16 protein-coding genes and 2 tRNA genes are annotated in these 15,453 nt (G+C 74.2%); 9 read left to right on the forward strand and 9 right to left on the reverse strand.

The window, feature by feature from the left end:
* From ACFT41_RS25815 to ACFT41_RS25830, 4 genes are all read left to right on the forward strand, one after another.
* A complete protein-coding gene (locus ACFT41_RS25815) occupies positions 1 to 915 on the forward strand; it encodes a DUF3566 domain-containing protein (protein WP_377586369.1) in 915 nt (304 codons plus the stop codon).
* A gap of 154 nt (positions 916 to 1,069) precedes the next feature.
* Positions 1,070 to 1,143 (forward strand) — tRNA-Ile (locus ACFT41_RS25820).
* Between the two features lie 43 nt (positions 1,144 to 1,186).
* Positions 1,187 to 1,315 (forward strand): DLW-39 family protein, encoded by a 129-nt coding sequence (locus ACFT41_RS25825; RefSeq protein ID WP_377586371.1) that lies wholly within the window; start codon positions 1,187 to 1,189, stop codon positions 1,313 to 1,315.
* A gap of 43 nt (positions 1,316 to 1,358) precedes the next feature.
* A tRNA-Ala gene (locus ACFT41_RS25830) sits at positions 1,359 to 1,431 on the forward strand.
* Positions 1,432 to 1,559: 128 nt separating this feature from the next.
* Here the strand turns inward: ACFT41_RS25830 and ACFT41_RS25835 are convergent.
* The 4 genes from ACFT41_RS25835 to ACFT41_RS25850 all read right to left on the reverse strand — a co-directional run bounded on the left by ACFT41_RS25835 (position 1,560) and on the right by ACFT41_RS25850 (position 4,628).
* Positions 1,560 to 2,075, reverse strand: a complete 516-nt coding sequence (locus ACFT41_RS25835; protein WP_377586373.1) for a DsrE/DsrF/DrsH-like family protein — start codon at positions 2,073 to 2,075, stop codon at positions 1,560 to 1,562.
* Between the two features lie 13 nt (positions 2,076 to 2,088).
* A complete protein-coding gene (locus tag ACFT41_RS25840; protein WP_377586375.1) occupies positions 2,089 to 2,403 on the reverse strand; it encodes a TusE/DsrC/DsvC family sulfur relay protein in 315 nt (104 codons plus the stop codon).
* A gap of 7 nt (positions 2,404 to 2,410) precedes the next feature.
* Positions 2,411 to 3,652, reverse strand: a complete 1,242-nt coding sequence (locus ACFT41_RS25845) for an NAD(P)/FAD-dependent oxidoreductase (RefSeq protein ID WP_377586377.1) — start codon at positions 3,650 to 3,652, stop codon at positions 2,411 to 2,413.
* A gap of 208 nt (positions 3,653 to 3,860) precedes the next feature.
* Positions 3,861 to 4,628, reverse strand: a complete 768-nt coding sequence (locus ACFT41_RS25850) for an HAD family hydrolase (protein ID WP_377586379.1) — start codon at positions 4,626 to 4,628, stop codon at positions 3,861 to 3,863.
* Between the two features lie 104 nt (positions 4,629 to 4,732).
* Between ACFT41_RS25850 and ACFT41_RS25855 the strand changes: the two genes are divergently transcribed.
* Positions 4,733 to 5,698, forward strand: a complete 966-nt coding sequence (locus ACFT41_RS25855) for an L-threonylcarbamoyladenylate synthase (protein WP_377586401.1) — start codon at positions 4,733 to 4,735, stop codon at positions 5,696 to 5,698.
* A 26-nt stretch (positions 5,699 to 5,724) separates the two neighbouring features.
* Here ACFT41_RS25855 and ACFT41_RS25860 read toward each other — a convergent pair whose 3' ends face one another.
* Positions 5,725 to 10,203 carry an HAD-IC family P-type ATPase gene (locus ACFT41_RS25860; RefSeq protein ID WP_377586381.1) on the reverse strand — a complete coding sequence of 1,493 codons (4,479 nt, stop codon included), beginning with the start codon at positions 10,201 to 10,203 and terminating at the stop codon, positions 5,725 to 5,727.
* 251 nt (positions 10,204 to 10,454) lie between these two features.
* Between ACFT41_RS25860 and ACFT41_RS25865 the strand changes: the two genes are divergently transcribed.
* The 4 genes from ACFT41_RS25865 to ACFT41_RS25880 all read left to right on the forward strand — a co-directional run bounded on the left by ACFT41_RS25865 (position 10,455) and on the right by ACFT41_RS25880 (position 13,439).
* Positions 10,455 to 10,715 (forward strand): hypothetical protein, encoded by a 261-nt coding sequence (locus ACFT41_RS25865; RefSeq protein WP_377586383.1) that lies wholly within the window; start codon positions 10,455 to 10,457, stop codon positions 10,713 to 10,715.
* Positions 10,716 to 10,911: 196 nt separating this feature from the next.
* Positions 10,912 to 12,333, forward strand: coding sequence for an MFS transporter (locus ACFT41_RS25870; RefSeq protein ID WP_377586385.1), 1,422 nt, complete (start codon positions 10,912 to 10,914; stop codon positions 12,331 to 12,333).
* Positions 12,334 to 12,472: 139 nt separating this feature from the next.
* Positions 12,473 to 12,667, forward strand: coding sequence for a hypothetical protein (locus ACFT41_RS25875; RefSeq protein ID WP_074475710.1), 195 nt, complete (start codon positions 12,473 to 12,475; stop codon positions 12,665 to 12,667).
* 211 nt (positions 12,668 to 12,878) lie between these two features.
* Positions 12,879 to 13,439 (forward strand): YbaK/EbsC family protein, encoded by a 561-nt coding sequence (locus ACFT41_RS25880; protein WP_377586387.1) that lies wholly within the window; start codon positions 12,879 to 12,881, stop codon positions 13,437 to 13,439.
* A gap of 108 nt (positions 13,440 to 13,547) precedes the next feature.
* Here the strand turns inward: ACFT41_RS25880 and ACFT41_RS25885 are convergent, their stop codons facing one another.
* The 4 genes from ACFT41_RS25885 to ACFT41_RS25900 form a co-directional block, all read right to left on the reverse strand.
* Positions 13,548 to 14,174 (reverse strand): DsbA family protein, encoded by a 627-nt coding sequence (locus tag ACFT41_RS25885; protein WP_377586389.1) that lies wholly within the window; start codon positions 14,172 to 14,174, stop codon positions 13,548 to 13,550.
* A gap of 20 nt (positions 14,175 to 14,194) precedes the next feature.
* Positions 14,195 to 14,623, reverse strand: coding sequence for a SufE family protein (locus ACFT41_RS25890; protein ID WP_377586391.1), 429 nt, complete (start codon positions 14,621 to 14,623; stop codon positions 14,195 to 14,197).
* Positions 14,624 to 14,693: 70 nt separating this feature from the next.
* A complete protein-coding gene (locus ACFT41_RS25895; RefSeq protein ID WP_377586393.1) occupies positions 14,694 to 15,119 on the reverse strand; it encodes a CBS domain-containing protein in 426 nt (141 codons plus the stop codon).
* Positions 15,120 to 15,177: 58 nt separating this feature from the next.
* Entirely contained in the window at positions 15,178 to 15,333 is a 156-nt protein-coding gene (locus ACFT41_RS25900) for a hypothetical protein (protein WP_377586403.1), read from the reverse strand.
* Positions 15,334 to 15,453: the final 120 nt, after the last annotated feature.

Below are 15,453 nucleotides of genomic sequence, written 5' to 3' on the forward strand. Positions count from 1 at the left end.
ATGACGGAGACACAGGCGAAGTCGGGGAACAAGGGGACCTCGGCCAACCCGGTCGACGAGGAGGCCGCCGCGAAGGGCGGCGCACCAGCGACCGGCCGCGCGGCCGTGGGCCGGGCAACCGTCCCCGCCGACGCGCCTGCCCCGAAGTTCACCCGGGCGCCCGGTATGGTGCCGCCGCCGGACTCCCCCGGCGACGATTCGGGGGCGAGCGACAAGACCGAGACATCCGGCATCGACGCGCCCACCTCCGCGGCGGCTCCGGCCGTGGCGGCGGGCAGTGCGGCCCGTCCGGCGACGACCCAGCCGATCAGGACCGGCGGCGGGCAGCCGGCGCCCGGCAGCAGCGCCGTCACGGGCACCCTGCCGCGCATCGGGGGCGGCATCATGGCCAGGCCCCAGCCGGACGGCGCCCGTCCGGCCGGCGCGGGCCGTCCCGCCAGTGGTGGCGGGTTGCCGCCGGGGGTGGCCGGTGCGGCGGCCGTCGGGGCCGCCCGCGTGGGTGACGCCGTACGCGCGGCGCGTACGTCGGTCAGTTCGGCCGCGTCGCGTGGGCCTCGCCGGGCCCGGCTGAACCTCAAGCGGATCGACCCGTGGTCCGTGATGAAGTTCGCGTTCGCCGTCTCCGTGGTGCTCTTCATCGTGGTGGTCGTGGCCACCTCGGTGCTCTATCTGGCGCTGGACGCGATGGGCGTGTTCCAGAGCGTCAACGACAGCCTGACCGACCTGGTGGCCGCCGGCGGGCAGAGCAGCAGCAGTTTCCAGATCACCGCCAAGGGTGTGATCCTGAGTTCCGCCCTGATCGGCCTGGTCAACGTCGTCCTGTTCACCGCGCTGGCCACTCTCGGCGCGTTCGTCTACAACGTCTGCGCCGACCTGGTCGGCGGGATCGAGCTGACGCTCGCCGAGCGGGACTGACCGCGTCCAACACCGGGGCGCGCCGCGTAAAGCGGTCGCCCCGGTGTCGTGCGTCCGGGTAGTTTCGGGGGGGTACGGCGGGGGCGCGCGGCGCTCGGCGGCCCCCGATTTGGGGGGCGGCGGGCGAATGCGTTAACCTTGGCCGTCGCCACGCGGGGCTATAGCTCAGTCGGTTAGAGCGCAGAGCTGATAACTCTGAGGTCGCTGGTTCGATTCCAGCTAGCCCCACCGCACATCGTTCCGACGGCTGTCGAGCGCAAGGGGTCGCCCCATGTTCAAGAAGCTTCTGATTCTGGCCGGCGTCGTCGGTGTGGCTGCCCTGGTTGTCCGGAAGGTCAGGGCTTCGAACGACGAGCGGGCCCTGTGGCACGAGGCGACCACCGCTCCCGATCTGCGCTGACCGTCTCTTCGACTGCCAGCTCCGGGCGGTTCTGCCCGCCCTCGGGGCCCTAGCTCAACTGGCAGAGCACTGCCTTTGCAAGGCAGGGGTTAGGGGTTCGAGTCCCCTGGGCTCCACCGACCGCACCATTGTGCGAACCGGTCGTTCATGGTGAGTGCCCCCGTCCGGGTTGGGCGGGGGCTTCGCCATCCTCGGACTCGCATCATGATCTTGATACGCCCGTGCCGCTGGCAATGACGATCTTCTAGATGAACAGCAGTTGGGCGCCGTCGGTCTTCTCGATGAAGTCGGCCGCGTTGATGATGCCCTCGACGCCCTCGTAGAGATCCTCCATGCTCAGGTGCATCATGTCGGCGGACATCCGGCACGCCCACAGGTGACCGCCGGAGGCAACGATCTGCTCCAGGAACTCGGGCACCTCGGGCACGCCCACCTCGGCGATCTGCTTCTTCATCTGGTGGGTGGCCACAGCGGTCATCCCGGGCAGGCCGCCGATCCCCTGCGGCAGGTGGGTGGCGGTGTTACCCAGCATCGTGAACTTCAGATTGCCCATCCGCGACTTCGTGATCATGTCGAAGCCCCAGAAGGTGAAGAACAGGTGCGTCTCGACGCCCTCGCCGAGGGCGGCGTTGGCGAGGATGAGGCCAGGGTAGGCCATGTCGAGGGTGCCCTTGGAACAGATGATCGCGAGCTTGCGACCGGTGGTGGCGTCGTCGTCGAAGTTCGGGACGATCGCGGGTGCGGGGTTGGTCGTGGTCATGGCGGTGCTCCGTTCAGACGCAGCCGTGCGGTTTGGGCAGGCCGGCGATGTAGGCCATCTTCTTGGCTGGTTTCTTGGGGAACAGCGTGAAGAGTTCCTTGGTGGGGATCCCGCCCAGCGTGGAGACCCGGCGCAGGGTGGCGGTCTCGCCCTGGGTGGCGTAGTCGGCACGAAGGAAGGTGAGCACCTTGAAGTGCGCGTCGGTCAGGTCGATACCGATCTGGGCGGCCAGCTGCTTGGCCAGGTCGGCGTCCCATTCGTCGTAGCTGGTCAGGAAGCCTTCGTCGTCGACGTGGATGTCGCGGCCGGCGATGGTGGTGACGGGCATGGCTGTCTCACTCCTGGGTTTTCGGGTGGTGTTTGCCGGCCATGGACATGTGAGCCGGCAACGGGATCGGGCGCCCGGGCAGCAGGAGATTCCAGTACATCCAGCGGAACGCGAGCTTGCCCCAGTGGTTCACGGCCGCCTCGTCGAGCAGCCGGAACGGGCCGGCAAACGGCACCGGGTAGCTGCCCGGCAGGGGTTCGGTGTCGTAGTTGAAGTCGATGAGCAGCGCTTTGCCGTCGCCGGACTCGACGAAGCAGTTGGCGTGCCCGTCGAAGCTACCGGTCATCGGCCTGCCGGCGGCGTGCTCGACGAAGTTGTCGGCGAACACCTCGACGGAGAAGTGCGCGACCGACCCGGCCTTGGAGGTCGGGATGTCGCTGGCGTCGCCGAGGGCGAAGACGTTGTCGTACGCCTTGGCGAGCATGGTGTGCCGGTCGACCGGGACCAGGTTCAGTTCGTTGCCCAGCGCGGAGCGGGCCACGTAGTCGGCGCCCATGTTCAACGGCACGGTGACCAGCAGGTCGAAACCGATCTCCCGCTCGTCGTACGACACCAGCGTGGTGTCGTCGATGCGTTCGACCAGGAAGTCAGGTTCGACCGTGATCTTCCGGTCGTCCAGCATCGACTCGAGCCGCGCGGAGGCGACCGGTTTGGTGAACGCCCCCGGCAGCGGAGTGGCGTAGACCAGTTCGACGCGGTCCCGCATGCCCCGCCGGCGGAAGTAGGCGTCGGCGAGGAAGGCGAACTCCAGCGGCGCGACCGGGCACTTGATCGGCATGTCGGTGATGTGCACGACCAGTCGGCCACCGTCGAAGGCGTCGAGGGCCTTCGCCAGCGCCAGGGCGCCGTCGTAGGTGTAGAAGTCGAAGATTCGCTCACGCCAGTGCCCGCCGTCGAGCATGCCCGGGGTCTGGTCCGGCCGCGGAGTGACGCCGGTGGCGATCACCAGGTAGTCGTAGGGCAGCGACCGGCCGTCGGACAACAGCACCCGATTGTCCGCCGCGGCCACCCGGTCGACCTCGCCGCGGATCAGCTCCACCCCGTCGGCGATCAGCGGCCGGGTCGGCTTGACCACCTGCTCGGGCGTATACCTGCCGAACGGTAGGAACAGGTACCCCGGTTGGTAGTAGTGGGTGTCGCTGGGCTCCACCACGGTGATCTGCCAGTCCGCGCGTGCCAGCCGGTGACGCAGCTTGTTGACCACCATCGTGCCGGCCGTGCCGGCCCCCAGGACGAGCAGCCGTCGCATGGTGTCCACCCTCCCGCCGATCTCTTATACCCCTCACGGTATTGGCGGGTCGGGCTACCGCGTAGGGGACTTGGTCCCGTTCAGGGCAGGACCAGCGGGTCGGACGGAATGCGCCGGCATCGCCGTGCCTCGTCCCACGTCCGGCAGCTCGACGACGATCTGCGCCGGGAAGGCGTTGTGGAGCACCTCGGGTGCGCTGCCGTACCGGTCATTCGGCCGGGTCGGTGACGCCGGATGCGCGGAGCAGCGCGAGCAGGCCGTGGCCGTCCTCGACGACGGCGTCCGGGGCGAGTTCGGGCAGGGGCTCCTCGCGGTCGGTGCGCGGCGAGCGCATCAGCACCGCCGCCCCGATGCCGGCGCGGCGGGCGCAGGCGACGTCGCGGTGCCGGCTGTCGCCGACGAACCAGCAGCCGGCGACCGGCACGCCGAGCGCCCGGGCGGCGAGCCGGGCCAGCTCCGGGTTCGGCTTACGCACGCCCGCCTCGTCGCTGTAGAGCTGCGCGGTGAACAGCTCGCCGAGGCCGGCGGCGGCCAGGAAGTCCCGTGGGGCGGCACCGCAGGTGGTGTTGCTGACGACCGCGAGCGGGAGGCCGGCACGCGCGGCGGCGGTGAGGGCGGCGGGGATGCCGGGGCGCACGGCCCATCGGGCGTGCCAGGTCCAGGCGTACGCCAGCGGGGTCGCCTCCCGGTCGACGGCGGCCCGGGCCGGGGCCGGCCAGCCGCCGGTGACGAACCTCGCCCACACCTGCCGGTGGTCCAGCTCGACGGGATGCTCGCCGACGCTCTCCTCGTCCCGCCACAGCCCGTACGCCCGGTCCCCGGCGGCCAGGTCGCAGGCGATCTGCTCGGCGGGGACCGCGCCGTCGACGAGCCGGAACAGCCGCTCGACCAGCTCGGGTGGGTTCGGTGGCTGCGGTGGGGAGTCCGCGAGGACGCCGCCGAAGTCGAGCAGAAGCGCGCGGGGTGTCCGGAGCATGCCCGCATCTTCGCGTACCGGTGGGGAGAGGTGAAGGGGCGAGCCGGTGGTCCCGGTGCGGGCAGGTTAGCGTCAGGGGGGTGAGCACCGGATCCCCGCGCGTCCTGCCCGTCGCGAGCGGCATCGCCGAAGCCGCCTCGGTCCTGCGGGCCGGAGGGCTGGTGGCGTTCCCCACCGAGACCGTCTACGGGCTGGGCGCGAACGCCCTCGACGCCCGCGCGGCGGCCCGGATCTTCGCGGCGAAGCAGCGGCCGAGCTTCGACCCGCTGATCACCCATCTGGCCGACGCGGCCGACCTGACCGCGCTGGTGGGGCCGGTGCCGGAGGCGGTGGCGGCGCTGGCCGAGCGGTTCTGGCCGGGGCCGCTGACGCTGATCGTGGATCGTCCCGCCGCTATCCCGCCGATCGTCACCTCCGGGCTGGAGACGATGGCCGTGCGGGTGCCGGACGAGGCGTCCGCGCGGGCGCTGATCGCGGCGGCGGGGGTGCCGGTGGCCGCGCCGAGCGCCAACCGGTTCGGCCAGCTCAGCCCCACCCGGGCCGAGCACGTGGTGGCCGGGCTGGGCGGCGCGGTCGACGTGGTGCTCGACGGCGGGCCGACCCGGTGCGGCATCGAATCGACCATCGTGGACGCCCGGGGCGGGCGGCCGGTGGTCCTGCGGCTCGGCGCGCTGCCGGTGGAGGCGCTGGTGGAGGCGGTCGGCCCGGTGACCGTACGCCCGGGCAGTTCCGGCCAGCCGGTGGCACCCGGGACGCTGGCCGCGCACTACGCCCCGCGTACCCCGTTGCGGGTGGTGGGCGGTGCGGAGCCAGCGGCCGGCGACGGCGCCCGGCGGGGTCTGCTGGCCTTCCGGGAACGGCCGGCGGCCGGCGACTGGGCGGCGGTCGAGGTGCTGTCGCCCGGGGGCGACCTGACGGTGGCGGCTGCCCGGCTCTTCGACGCGCTGCACCGGCTCGACGCGGCCGGGGTGACCGAGATCGTCGCGGAGCGGGTGCCGGACGTCGGCGTGGGGCGGGCGGTCAACGACCGGCTGGGTCGGGCGGCGGCGACCTGGCGGCCGGGCGGCTGACCCGGGGCTTGCTCCCGCCGCCTGGCTCAGGGGTGAGCAGGGGGCCCTTCTCTACCGGAGGCGTTGACAAGGGGCCCTTCCTTATTCAGCAGGCGGGTCAGGGTGCCGTTGGCGAAGGTCGCGCCGAGCGCCGAGCCGGCGGCGATGGTCCAGCCGACCGGCCCGAGCGGGGTGCAGCCGAAGAACTGGCTGACCCCGGGCGTCTGCACCACGAGCACCAGCGCCCCGACGGAGGCGGCGGTCGACACGAGCACCGTCGGGCTGGTGCCGCCGGCCAGCACGGTCTGCCCGAGCTGGGTGCCGACGAGCGAGGCGAGCGCTACCGTACCGGCCCGCTGCCGTCGCCCCGTGTACCGGGCGAGCGTCCAGCCCACCGTCGCGCCCAGCGTGGTGGACGCCGCCCGCAGCGCGATCTCCCGGGTCAGGGTCTCGCCGAGCGAACTGTCCGGGCCCTCCCGCAGCAGGTGGTCGGCGTGGCCGTCGCCGGGCGGCCGGACGGCGATGGCCAGCGCCGGCGCCAGGTCGGTGAGCAGGTTGACCAGGAGCAGTTGCCGCCCGTTGAGCGCGGATCGGCCGGTGCTGGCCGCGCTCAGCACGCTGAACGCGATCTCGCCGAGGTTGCCGCCGACGAGGATGCTCAGCGCGTGCCGGACGGACGACCACATGGCCCGCCCTTCGGCGAGGGTGGCGATGATGGTCTCCAGCCGGTCGTCGGTGACGACCAGGTCGGCGGCGGCGCGAGCGGCGGGGGTGCCCTTCTGGCCGAGGGCGATGCCGACGTCGGCGAGCCGGATCGCCGGGGCGTCGTTGGCGCCGTCGCCGGTCATCGCCACCGTCCGCCCGTTGCGCTGTAACGCCTGGATGATGCGTACCTTGTGGGCGGGGGTGCAGCGGGCCACCACGTCGGTGCGGGCCAGCCGTTCGGCGAGCGCGTCGTCGTCGAGCCGGTCCAGGTCGGTGGCGGTGGCCACCCGCTGCGCGCCGTGGTCGGGGCTGATGATGGCGGCGATCGCCTCGGCCGTCGCCGGGTGGTCCCCGGTGATCATGATGGTGTGCACGCCGGCCTGCCGGATCCGGCGGACGGCGGGCGCGGCGGACTCGCGTACCCCGTCGGCGAGGGCCAGCAGGCCGACGAAGACGAGGCCCGTCACCTCGTCGTCGGTCACCGTCTCGGCGGTGACGGGACGCTCGGCGACAGCCAGGATCCGGTGCCCGGCGCCGGCCCGCTCGGCGAGCATCCGGTGCAGCTCGTCCCGGCCGGCGTCGTCCAGCGGCCGGTCGTGCCCGTCGGCGGTGCGCCGGGCGGCGCAGCGCGGCACCACCGTCTCCGGGGCGCCCTTGACGCTGAGCAGCCGCCCGTCGCCGGCCCGGCCGACGGTGGCGTGGTAGCCCCGGGACGGCTCGAACGGCAGGCCGCCCACCGCGTGCCAGCCGTCCGCGCCGGCCCGCTCGTCGACGCCGGCCACCGCCGCGCCCCGGCGTACCGCCCGGTCGGTCTGCTGGGGCAGCTCGTCCGGGTCGCCGGCCGGGGTGGCGCGCAGCGCGGTGGCCAGGGTCAGCCGCAGCGACTCGTCCAGCTCCTCCGGCGCGGCGTACCGGGTGCCGCTGCCGTCGCCGACGCCGGCCAGCAGCAGCTTGCCCTCGGTGAGGGTGCCGGTCTTGTCGAAGCACAGCACGTCGACGCGGCCCAACGCCTCGATGGTGCGCGGGTTGCGGACCAGCGCGCCGTGCTCGGCCAACCGCCGGGCGGCGGCGAGCTGGGCGGCGCTGACCAGGAACGGCAGGCCCTCCGGCACCGACGCCACCGCCAGGTTCGCGGCGGTCGCCGCCGTCTCCGCCAGGGGTACGCCGCGCAGCAGCCCCGCCCCGACCACCGCCACCGCCGACCCGGCGGCCAACGGGACGGCCAACTTGGTCAGCTTGCCGAGCCGGGCCTCCACCCCGCTGGCCGGGGGCGACTGCCGGGCCAGCGCCAGGCTGCGTCCGGCCTCGGTGTCCGCGCCGGTGGCGACCACGACGGCGGTGCCGTGGCCGGTGGCGATGGTGGTGCCCTCGTACAGCATGGAGCGCCGGTCGGCGACGGCGGCGGCGACCACCGGGTCGGCGGACTTGCCCACCGGCAGCGACTCGCCGGTCAGCGACGACTCGTCGGCCTCCAACCCGTCGGTCGCGAGCACCCGACAGTCCGCCGGCACGGCGTCGCCGGGGCCGAGCACGATCACGTCCCCCGGGACCAGTTCCTCGGCGGCGACGGTCCGCTCCGCGCCGCCGCGGCGGACCAGGGCGGTGACCGCCGAACGGGACAGCAGCCCGGCCAGCGACCGTTCGGTGTTGCGCTGGTGGACGGCCCCGATCAGCGCGGACCCGCCGACCACCCCGCCGACGAGGGCCGCGTCGACCAGCGAGCCGAAGGTCGCGGAGAGGACCGCACCGGCGGCGAGCACGGGGGTGAGCGGGTTGGCCAACTCGTCGACGAACGCGCGGAGCAGCCCGGACGGGCCCGGCGTGTCCCCGGTGCGGCCGACCAGGCGGCGTTGCGCCTCGGCGTCGTCGAGACCGTCGGCGCCGCTGTCGAGCTGGCGGAGCACCCCGTCGGCCGGCATCAGGTGCCACGGCGTCGGGGCCGGCGGCGACGTGTCCGTCCGGTCCGGCAGCCGTCCCGCCCGCCACACCCCGTGCAGGAAGGCCAGGGCGGCTGCCCCGTTCACGGCGGCCAGCGTCCGGCCCGGCAGCTGCCGGGGGTCGGCGGTGAACGCGCCGAGCGCCCCCAGCCCGGTGCCGGCCATCGACAGCCGGATGCTCTGCGCGGTCATCCGGCGGGCCACCCCCGCCGCCTCGACGATCAGGGCGGCGACCTGCAGGTCGGTGCCGACCAGCAGGTGCGCGCCCCACGGCGGCAGGTCGTCGGGCCCGGCCACCCCGAGCCCGCAGTCGGACGCCCCCAGCGCCACCCGGTCGGCGGAGAGCAGCAGCACCACCGCGCCGTCGCGCTGCAACTGGCGCACGGTGTCGGCGGTCCGTGGGCCGCCGGGCAGGACGGCGTCGGAGAAGGCGTACCGGCCGTCGTCGTCACCGGCGACCACCAGCCGCAGGCCGGCCTGCCGGGCGGCGGTGGGCAGGGCGTCCACCCCGGGGGCGGGCTCCGGCACCACCCGGAGCAGGGCCACGAGGCGGTCCGCCTCGGCGAGGCCGAGCAGCGTGCCGCCGCCCTCGCGCAGTCGCCGACTGTCGTCGGTGTCGCCCGGGTCGGTCGCGCCGACGGCGTCCAGCGGGCCGAGCCGCCACCCGTCGGCACACCGCAGCCGGCCCGGGGCGGCCGGGTCGAACAGCGCGAAGGCGCGGGCGGCCACCTGCCCGGTGTCCGCCCCGGGCAGCGGGGCGAGGTCGGCGAGCACGGCCCGCTGCGACCCGAGCACGGCGGCGTCCAGCACCACCGTGTCGATCCGGTCCAGTTCCCGCAGCACGCTGCGGTCCATGGCGATCACGCCGCGCCGGGCGAGCATGCGGCCGAGTTGGGCGGCGTACCCCTCGCGGCCGCTGCCCGGGGCCTTGGGCAGGCTGGAGAGCCCGAGCGCGGCGGCCCGCTTGCCCCCGACCACCGGCACCGCCGCCGCTGCGGCTGCCGTGCCCGCCGCCAGCATCCGGGAGACGAAACGTTCGGCGGGCCCGTCCGGTTTCGGGTTCGGGCGCTCGGCGGCCGTGATCCGGGCGACGGCCCGGTCCGGGTCGCCGGTGAGCCGGGGCTCCGCCTTCGTCCAGGCGGTGAGCTGGGCGCGGGCCTCGCCCCACTGCACGACCCGCTGCGCGCCGTCCAGCACGATGCCGGCCCAGCCGCCGGTGAGGCCCTGCACGACCGCCTCCGCGAGCGGGAACAGGACGTCGGCGCGCGGGTCGGCGCGCAGCCCCCGGCTGGCGAGGGCGTGCAGCTTCGGGTGCAGGTCGACGGCGGTGAGCAGGCCGGACACCTCGGCCGGGACCGGGGTGAACGGCAGGACCCGGGTGGCCGCCGAGATGGTCAGGCCGAGCGCGTCGGAGACCAGCGCACCGAGGGTGCGGGGGGTGCGCGGCCCCTCCTCGGGCGGGTGCGGGGGCGGGATCTCCGGGTCGGGCTCGTGGTCGCAGGTGCGTTCGCAGCGGGCGATCGTGGTGATGAGGTCGCGCAGCTTGGGCTCCGGTTCCTCGACGGCCACGACCACCCGGCCGGAGTGCGCGTTCACCCGCGCCCAGGTCACCCCGGGCAGCCGCTCCAGCAGTCGCTCCACCTGACGGGCGAGCCGGTCGCCGCCGTCCTGGCCGACGCCGTGCACCTCGATGTGGTGGCGGCCCGGCCGGGACCAGACCCGGCGGCTGGTCAGGCCCGCCGCCCGGGCCAGCCGGGTCGCGGCGACGCCGACGCTCCGGGAGGCGTCGCCCACCAGGTGCGGCACCGCCCGGGACGGGTCGCCGACCAGGGGAATCGTCACCGACGGCAGGAGGCGGCCGGCCAGCCGGCCCCACGAGGTCATCGAGCGGTACGGCCGGAGCGCCGCTGGCCGGCTTCCCCGGTGCCGCCGCTGCTCCCGCCGTACGCCATCTCGCCTCCCACGCTCGGTCCCGGCGGGCTGACTTCCCGCCCCTCCGGGCGTCATGCCCCCTTCGTCCGGGAAGTTCTGCCGTCGCTGGCGGCGAGGTTCCTCCGCCGCTGCGGGCATGGACGGGGCCGACGGTGGAACGCGGCTCGGGTCATGGCCAGCGCGGACGAACAGGGGAGGCCGGGATGAGCATGATCACGCGACACCTCAGCGGGGTGCACGAGATGGTGCGGACGTACAGCCGTCGGGTGGAGGTGCCGATGCTGGGCGAGGTGGCGGTGCCGCCGCCGGACAAGGTGGCCTACTACGCGGGCCTCGGGGTGCTCGCCGCGCTCCAGGTCATCGAGTGGCCGCTCGCCCTGGTCATCACCGCTGGCCACCTGCTCGCCGACCAGCACCTGTCCGGACTGGCGAGGGGGGTAGGGGAGGCGCTGGAATCGGCCTGAACCCGCCGGGCGCCCGCCGAGCCTGATCCCGCCCGGCGTGCTCGCCCGGCGTGCGAGCCTGGTCACGTCCAGCTTGACCTGAATCCGGGTTGAAGTCGCAGGCTGGGCGCATGCTGATCGAACTGCTCAGGATCGAGGTGGGCCGGGAACGACCGGCCGGCCGCCGGCGGCGGGAGCGTCCCGTCCCGCCACCGGCATGGGTCTTCCGCACGGCCGGCCGGCGGTGACCGCCGTCGCGCCCCCAGCCGCCCCGGGGCACCTGTTCGCCCCCGCGCTGCGCGCCATGACGGTGGGCGTGGTGGCGCTGGTGTCGCTGCTGGCCTTCGAGGCGCTGGCCGTCGGCACCGCCATGCCCACCGTCGCCCGCAGCCTCGACGGGTTGCCCCTGTACGGGCTCGCGTTCGGCGGCACCTTCGCCTCCGGCGTGGTGGGGATGGTCGTCTCCGGGGCGTGGTGCGACGCGCGCGGTCCCCGGGGCCCGGTGTGGCACGGGGTGGGCTGGTTCGTGGCCGGGCTGCTCGTCGCCGGCACCGCGTCGACGATGGGCGTGCTCGTGGCGGGCCGGATGGTGCAGGGCTTCGGTTCGGGCCTGCTGTCGGTGGCGCTCTACGTGGTGGTGGGGCGGGCGTATCCGGAGGCGCTGCACCGGCGGATCTTTGCCGCGTTCGCGGCCGCGTGGGTCATCCCGTCGCTGGTCGGACCGGCGATCGCCGGGCTGGTCGTCGAGCACCTCGGCTGGCGGTGGGTCTTCCTGGCGGTGCCGGCGGTAGCGGTGCCGGCGGTGCTGCTCGTCCAGCCCGGCCTGCGGACCCTCGAACCGTCCGCCGTCGCCCGACCGTCGACCGGTGCGGCGGCCCGGGTCGGCTGGGCCTGCGGGGCGGGGGCGAGCGCCGCACTGCTGCACTACGGGGGGCAGCAGCGCGGCGTGCTCGCGGTCGGCCTGGTGGGTGCCGCGCTCGCCGGCCTGCTCTGCTGCGCCCCACGCCTGCTACCGGCGGGCTTCCTGCGGGCCGGTCGGGGCCTGCCCACGGTGGTGGGGCTGCGCGGGCTGGCCTCGGCCGCGTTCGCCGGTGCCGAGGTGGTGATCCCGCTGATGCTCTCCCGGGAGCGCGGGCTCACGCCGACCGGCGCGGGCCTGGTCCTCACCGTCGGCGCGCTCTCCTGGTCGGCCGGATCCTGGTTGCAGGGCCGGCTGCCCGCGTCCCGGTCGTCCGCCACGCTGGTCCGCGCGGGGCTTGCCTGCATCACCGGTGGGACCGCCACGGTGGCGCTCGCGGTGTGGCCGGCGGTGCCGCTGCCGGTGTGCGTGCTCGGCTGGGCCGCCGCCGGGCTCGGGATGGGGCTGCTCTACCCGTCGCTGTCGGTGCTCACCCTGGAACTGTCCGCCCCCGGCGAGCAGGGTCGCAACAGTTCCTCCCTGCAACTGGGCGACTCGCTCTTCGCGGCGACCGTGCTGGCGCTGACCGGAGCGGTGCTCGCGGCGGGCGCGGCCCCCGGCCGGTCGAGCTACGCGGTGACCCTGGTGCTGGCAGCCGGCCTGGCCGGGCTGGGCGTCCTGCTCGCCGGCCGGGTGATCCCCGCGCTCCCGGCAGCGCTGGCCCCGCGCTCCCGGCAGTGAGATCCCCGGCGTGGTGTGCGGTCACGACCCGGCGGGCCGGCCTGTCGGGCCGGTGGACGACACCACCCCGCCGCCACGTACGGGGGAACCGACCGTAGATGAGAAGTCTCCCCGTTCGACGTCTGCCTACCGTGACGCCATGTTGGTCCTCGTCTCCACCGTGATCCTCTACGTCGCCGGTTTCGTCTTCCTCTACGGGGTGATCCGGCTCGCCGTACGGCACGCCCTCGAAGACCTGGAGGCCCGCCGGCCCGGCCTGCTGCGCTCCCAGGAGGTCGCCGCCGCGCAGGACCGGACGTTCGTTCGGGAGAACCCGTTCGTCGCGAACGGCTGACCCGGAGCCGGTCCCCACGGGACCGGCCCACTCCCCGGCGGGGCGGGGGCGCCCTGCGGGGCCGGGCCGGGCACGGGGCCGGGCCGGCCCCGCGGTGGCATCACCGACTCGGTGGCAGGCGTCGCCGGCCCGGCTGAGGCGTTGGCCCAGTCCTCTTGTCGGGGCGTCCCGCGAACGGTCGGCGTCCGGGGGTGCGAGGATCGCAGCCGTGATGGGAACGCTGGAGACCGAGCCCGCCCGGAGTCGATCGGACCTGTTGGCGCCCCCGGTGGCCACCGCGATCGGCCGGTGGCCCGCCGACGCGCCGGTGGACGTCGGCCAGGTGCTGGTCGCGCCGATCGACGCGAACCTCGCGGACACCGCCGCGTTCTGCGCCGCGTATGAAGTGGGGCTGGACGTGTCGGCGAACTGTGTCGTGGTCGCCGGGAAGCGCGGGAGCGAGATCCGGTACGCCGCCTGTGTCGTCCTCGCCACCACCCGCGCCGACGTCAACGGGGTGGCCCGCAGGGCGCTGGACGTACGCAAGGCGAGCTTCGCCCCGATGGCCGAGGCGGTCGAGCTGACGGGCATGGGGTACGGCGGGATCACCCCGATCGGACTGCCCGAGGACTGGCCGATCCTGGTCGACGCGCGGGTGGTCGCCGCCCCGTACGTGATCGTCGGCTCAGGGGTGCGGCACAGCAAGATCGCCCTGCCCGGGCCGGCGCTCGGCGCGCTTCCCGGCGCCCGGGTGGTGGAGGGGCTGGCCAGGCCCGCTCAGCCCGCGGCGTAGAGGTCCGGCTGGGCCCGATCCCGCCCAGCTCACGGTGTGGATCGATGTCGTTTCACGTGGAACGTGATCGACGCCGATCGCTCGCTGGCGGGTCGTGATCCCGGGCGATCAGGATTCCCGCTGCTCGACCTCACGCAGGGCGGCGAGCAGGGTCTCCGGCTCCTGGGCGCCGGTGACGGCGTACTTCCCGGCCAGCACGAAGGTCGGGACGCTGGAGACGCCGAGCTCGCGCGCGGCGGCCAGGTCGGCCGCCACCTCGCGGCGACCGAGGTTCGACTCCAGATGGTCCCGGGTCTCGGCCTCGCCCAGGCCGACCTCGGTGGCCAGCTTGACCAGGGCGTCCCTCGCGCCGACGTCGATGCCGTCGGCGAAGTGCGCCCGGTAGAGCGCCTCCACCAGCTCGGCGGAGCGGCCCCGCTCGGCGGCGAACCGGATCAGCCGGTGCGCCTCGAAAGTGTTGGCGTGCACCGCGCGGTCGAACCGCATGTCGAGCCCCACGCCGGCGGCGACCCGGGTCACCTGGGCGGCCATGCCCTCGGCCCGCTCCCGGCCGCCGAACTTCGCGGCCAGCGCCTCCACCAGCGGCTTCGGCTCGGAAACCGGCGTCGGGTCGAGCTGGAACGGCCGGTATCGGATGGTCACCTCACCGCCGTACGACTTCAGCGCCTGCTCCAACCGGTGCTTGCCGATCCAGCACCAGGGGCAGACGACGTCGGCGTAGATCTCGATCTCCATGACCAGCGACAACCCGTTGATCAGGAGATCTGTTCCCGAACCTGGCGCTTGAGCCTGGCCAGGATGGCCGTGCCGCCCCGGACGCGCAGCGGGCTGATCGCCTGCGCCAGCCCCATCCGCTGGTAGAGGTCGTCCGGCACGGCGAGCACCTCGTCGGCGTTCGCCCCCGCCAGCCCTTCGGCGAGGATGCCGGCGAAGGCGCGCGTCGTCGGCGCCTCCGGCGGGCAGTCGAACCAGGTGGTCACCGTCCGGTCCGGGTTCACCTCGGCACGCAGGAAGAACGCGGTCTGGCACTCGGGAACCTGCTCCATGCCCTCCCGGCCGGCGAGTTCCTCGGGCAGCGGCGGGATGACGTCGGCGTACTCCAGCAGGATCTCCAGCACCAGTTCGCGAGGTGTGTCTGCGAGCTCGTCGACGATCTCGGCCAGCTTGGTCGGCATCTCGGGCATCCGTCCAGGCTACCGGCGGTCAAGAAGGGGCCCCTGCGCTACCGGAGGCGTTAACAGGGGGCCCCTCCTTTCACCCGGTCGGGGCCTGCTCGCTGATGTCGCTGAGGGCGGAGTCGGGGTCGAGCTGCATGGCGAGGTCGCCGAGGGAGACGATGCCGACGAGCTTGCGTTCGCTGTCGCACACCAGGATGCGCCGGATGCCGCGCTCCCGCATCAGCGACGCCGCCTCCCCGGCGGTCGCGTGTTGCTCGATCATCACCACCTCCCGGGTGATGATCGAGCCGATCGTGGTGGCGGCCGGATCGCTGCGCTCGGCCACCGCCCGGACCACGATGTCGCGGTCGGTCAGCATGCCGGCGAGGCTCGCGCCGTCGGTGACCACCACGTCGCCGATGTCCGCCTCCTTCATCACCCTGGCCGCCTCGTCCAGAGCGGTCTCCGCGGACAGGTAGACCACCTGCTTGGTCATCACGTCGCTGACCCGGTAACCGGTCATGGGAGCCTCCGAATACACACCTGCGCCGATCGCTAACCGGTACCCGGTGCGCCGCTCGCTACACCAGACCGCCCCGGGCGCGCAGCGCCGCGTCGAGCTGCGGCCCCTTCCCGGCCGCCACCAGGTGTACGTCGCACGGCGCGACCGCCGCCGGCCACCTCAGGCCCCGGTCGTCGTGGTGCTGCTCGGCGATGGCGGCGACCGCCCGGGACACTCCGATGCCTTGACATCCTCCTCGTCCTAAAGGACGAGGATTCCCTCCACGCTGCGTGTGGAACACGCGGCGTCCGGGTGGGTTACCGCTTCACTGCGCGGTGCCGGGACAGATCCCGGT

The sequence above is a fragment of the Micromonospora sp. NPDC057141 genome (assembly GCF_042670805.1).
GTDB lineage: Bacteria > Actinomycetota > Actinomycetes > Mycobacteriales > Micromonosporaceae > Micromonospora.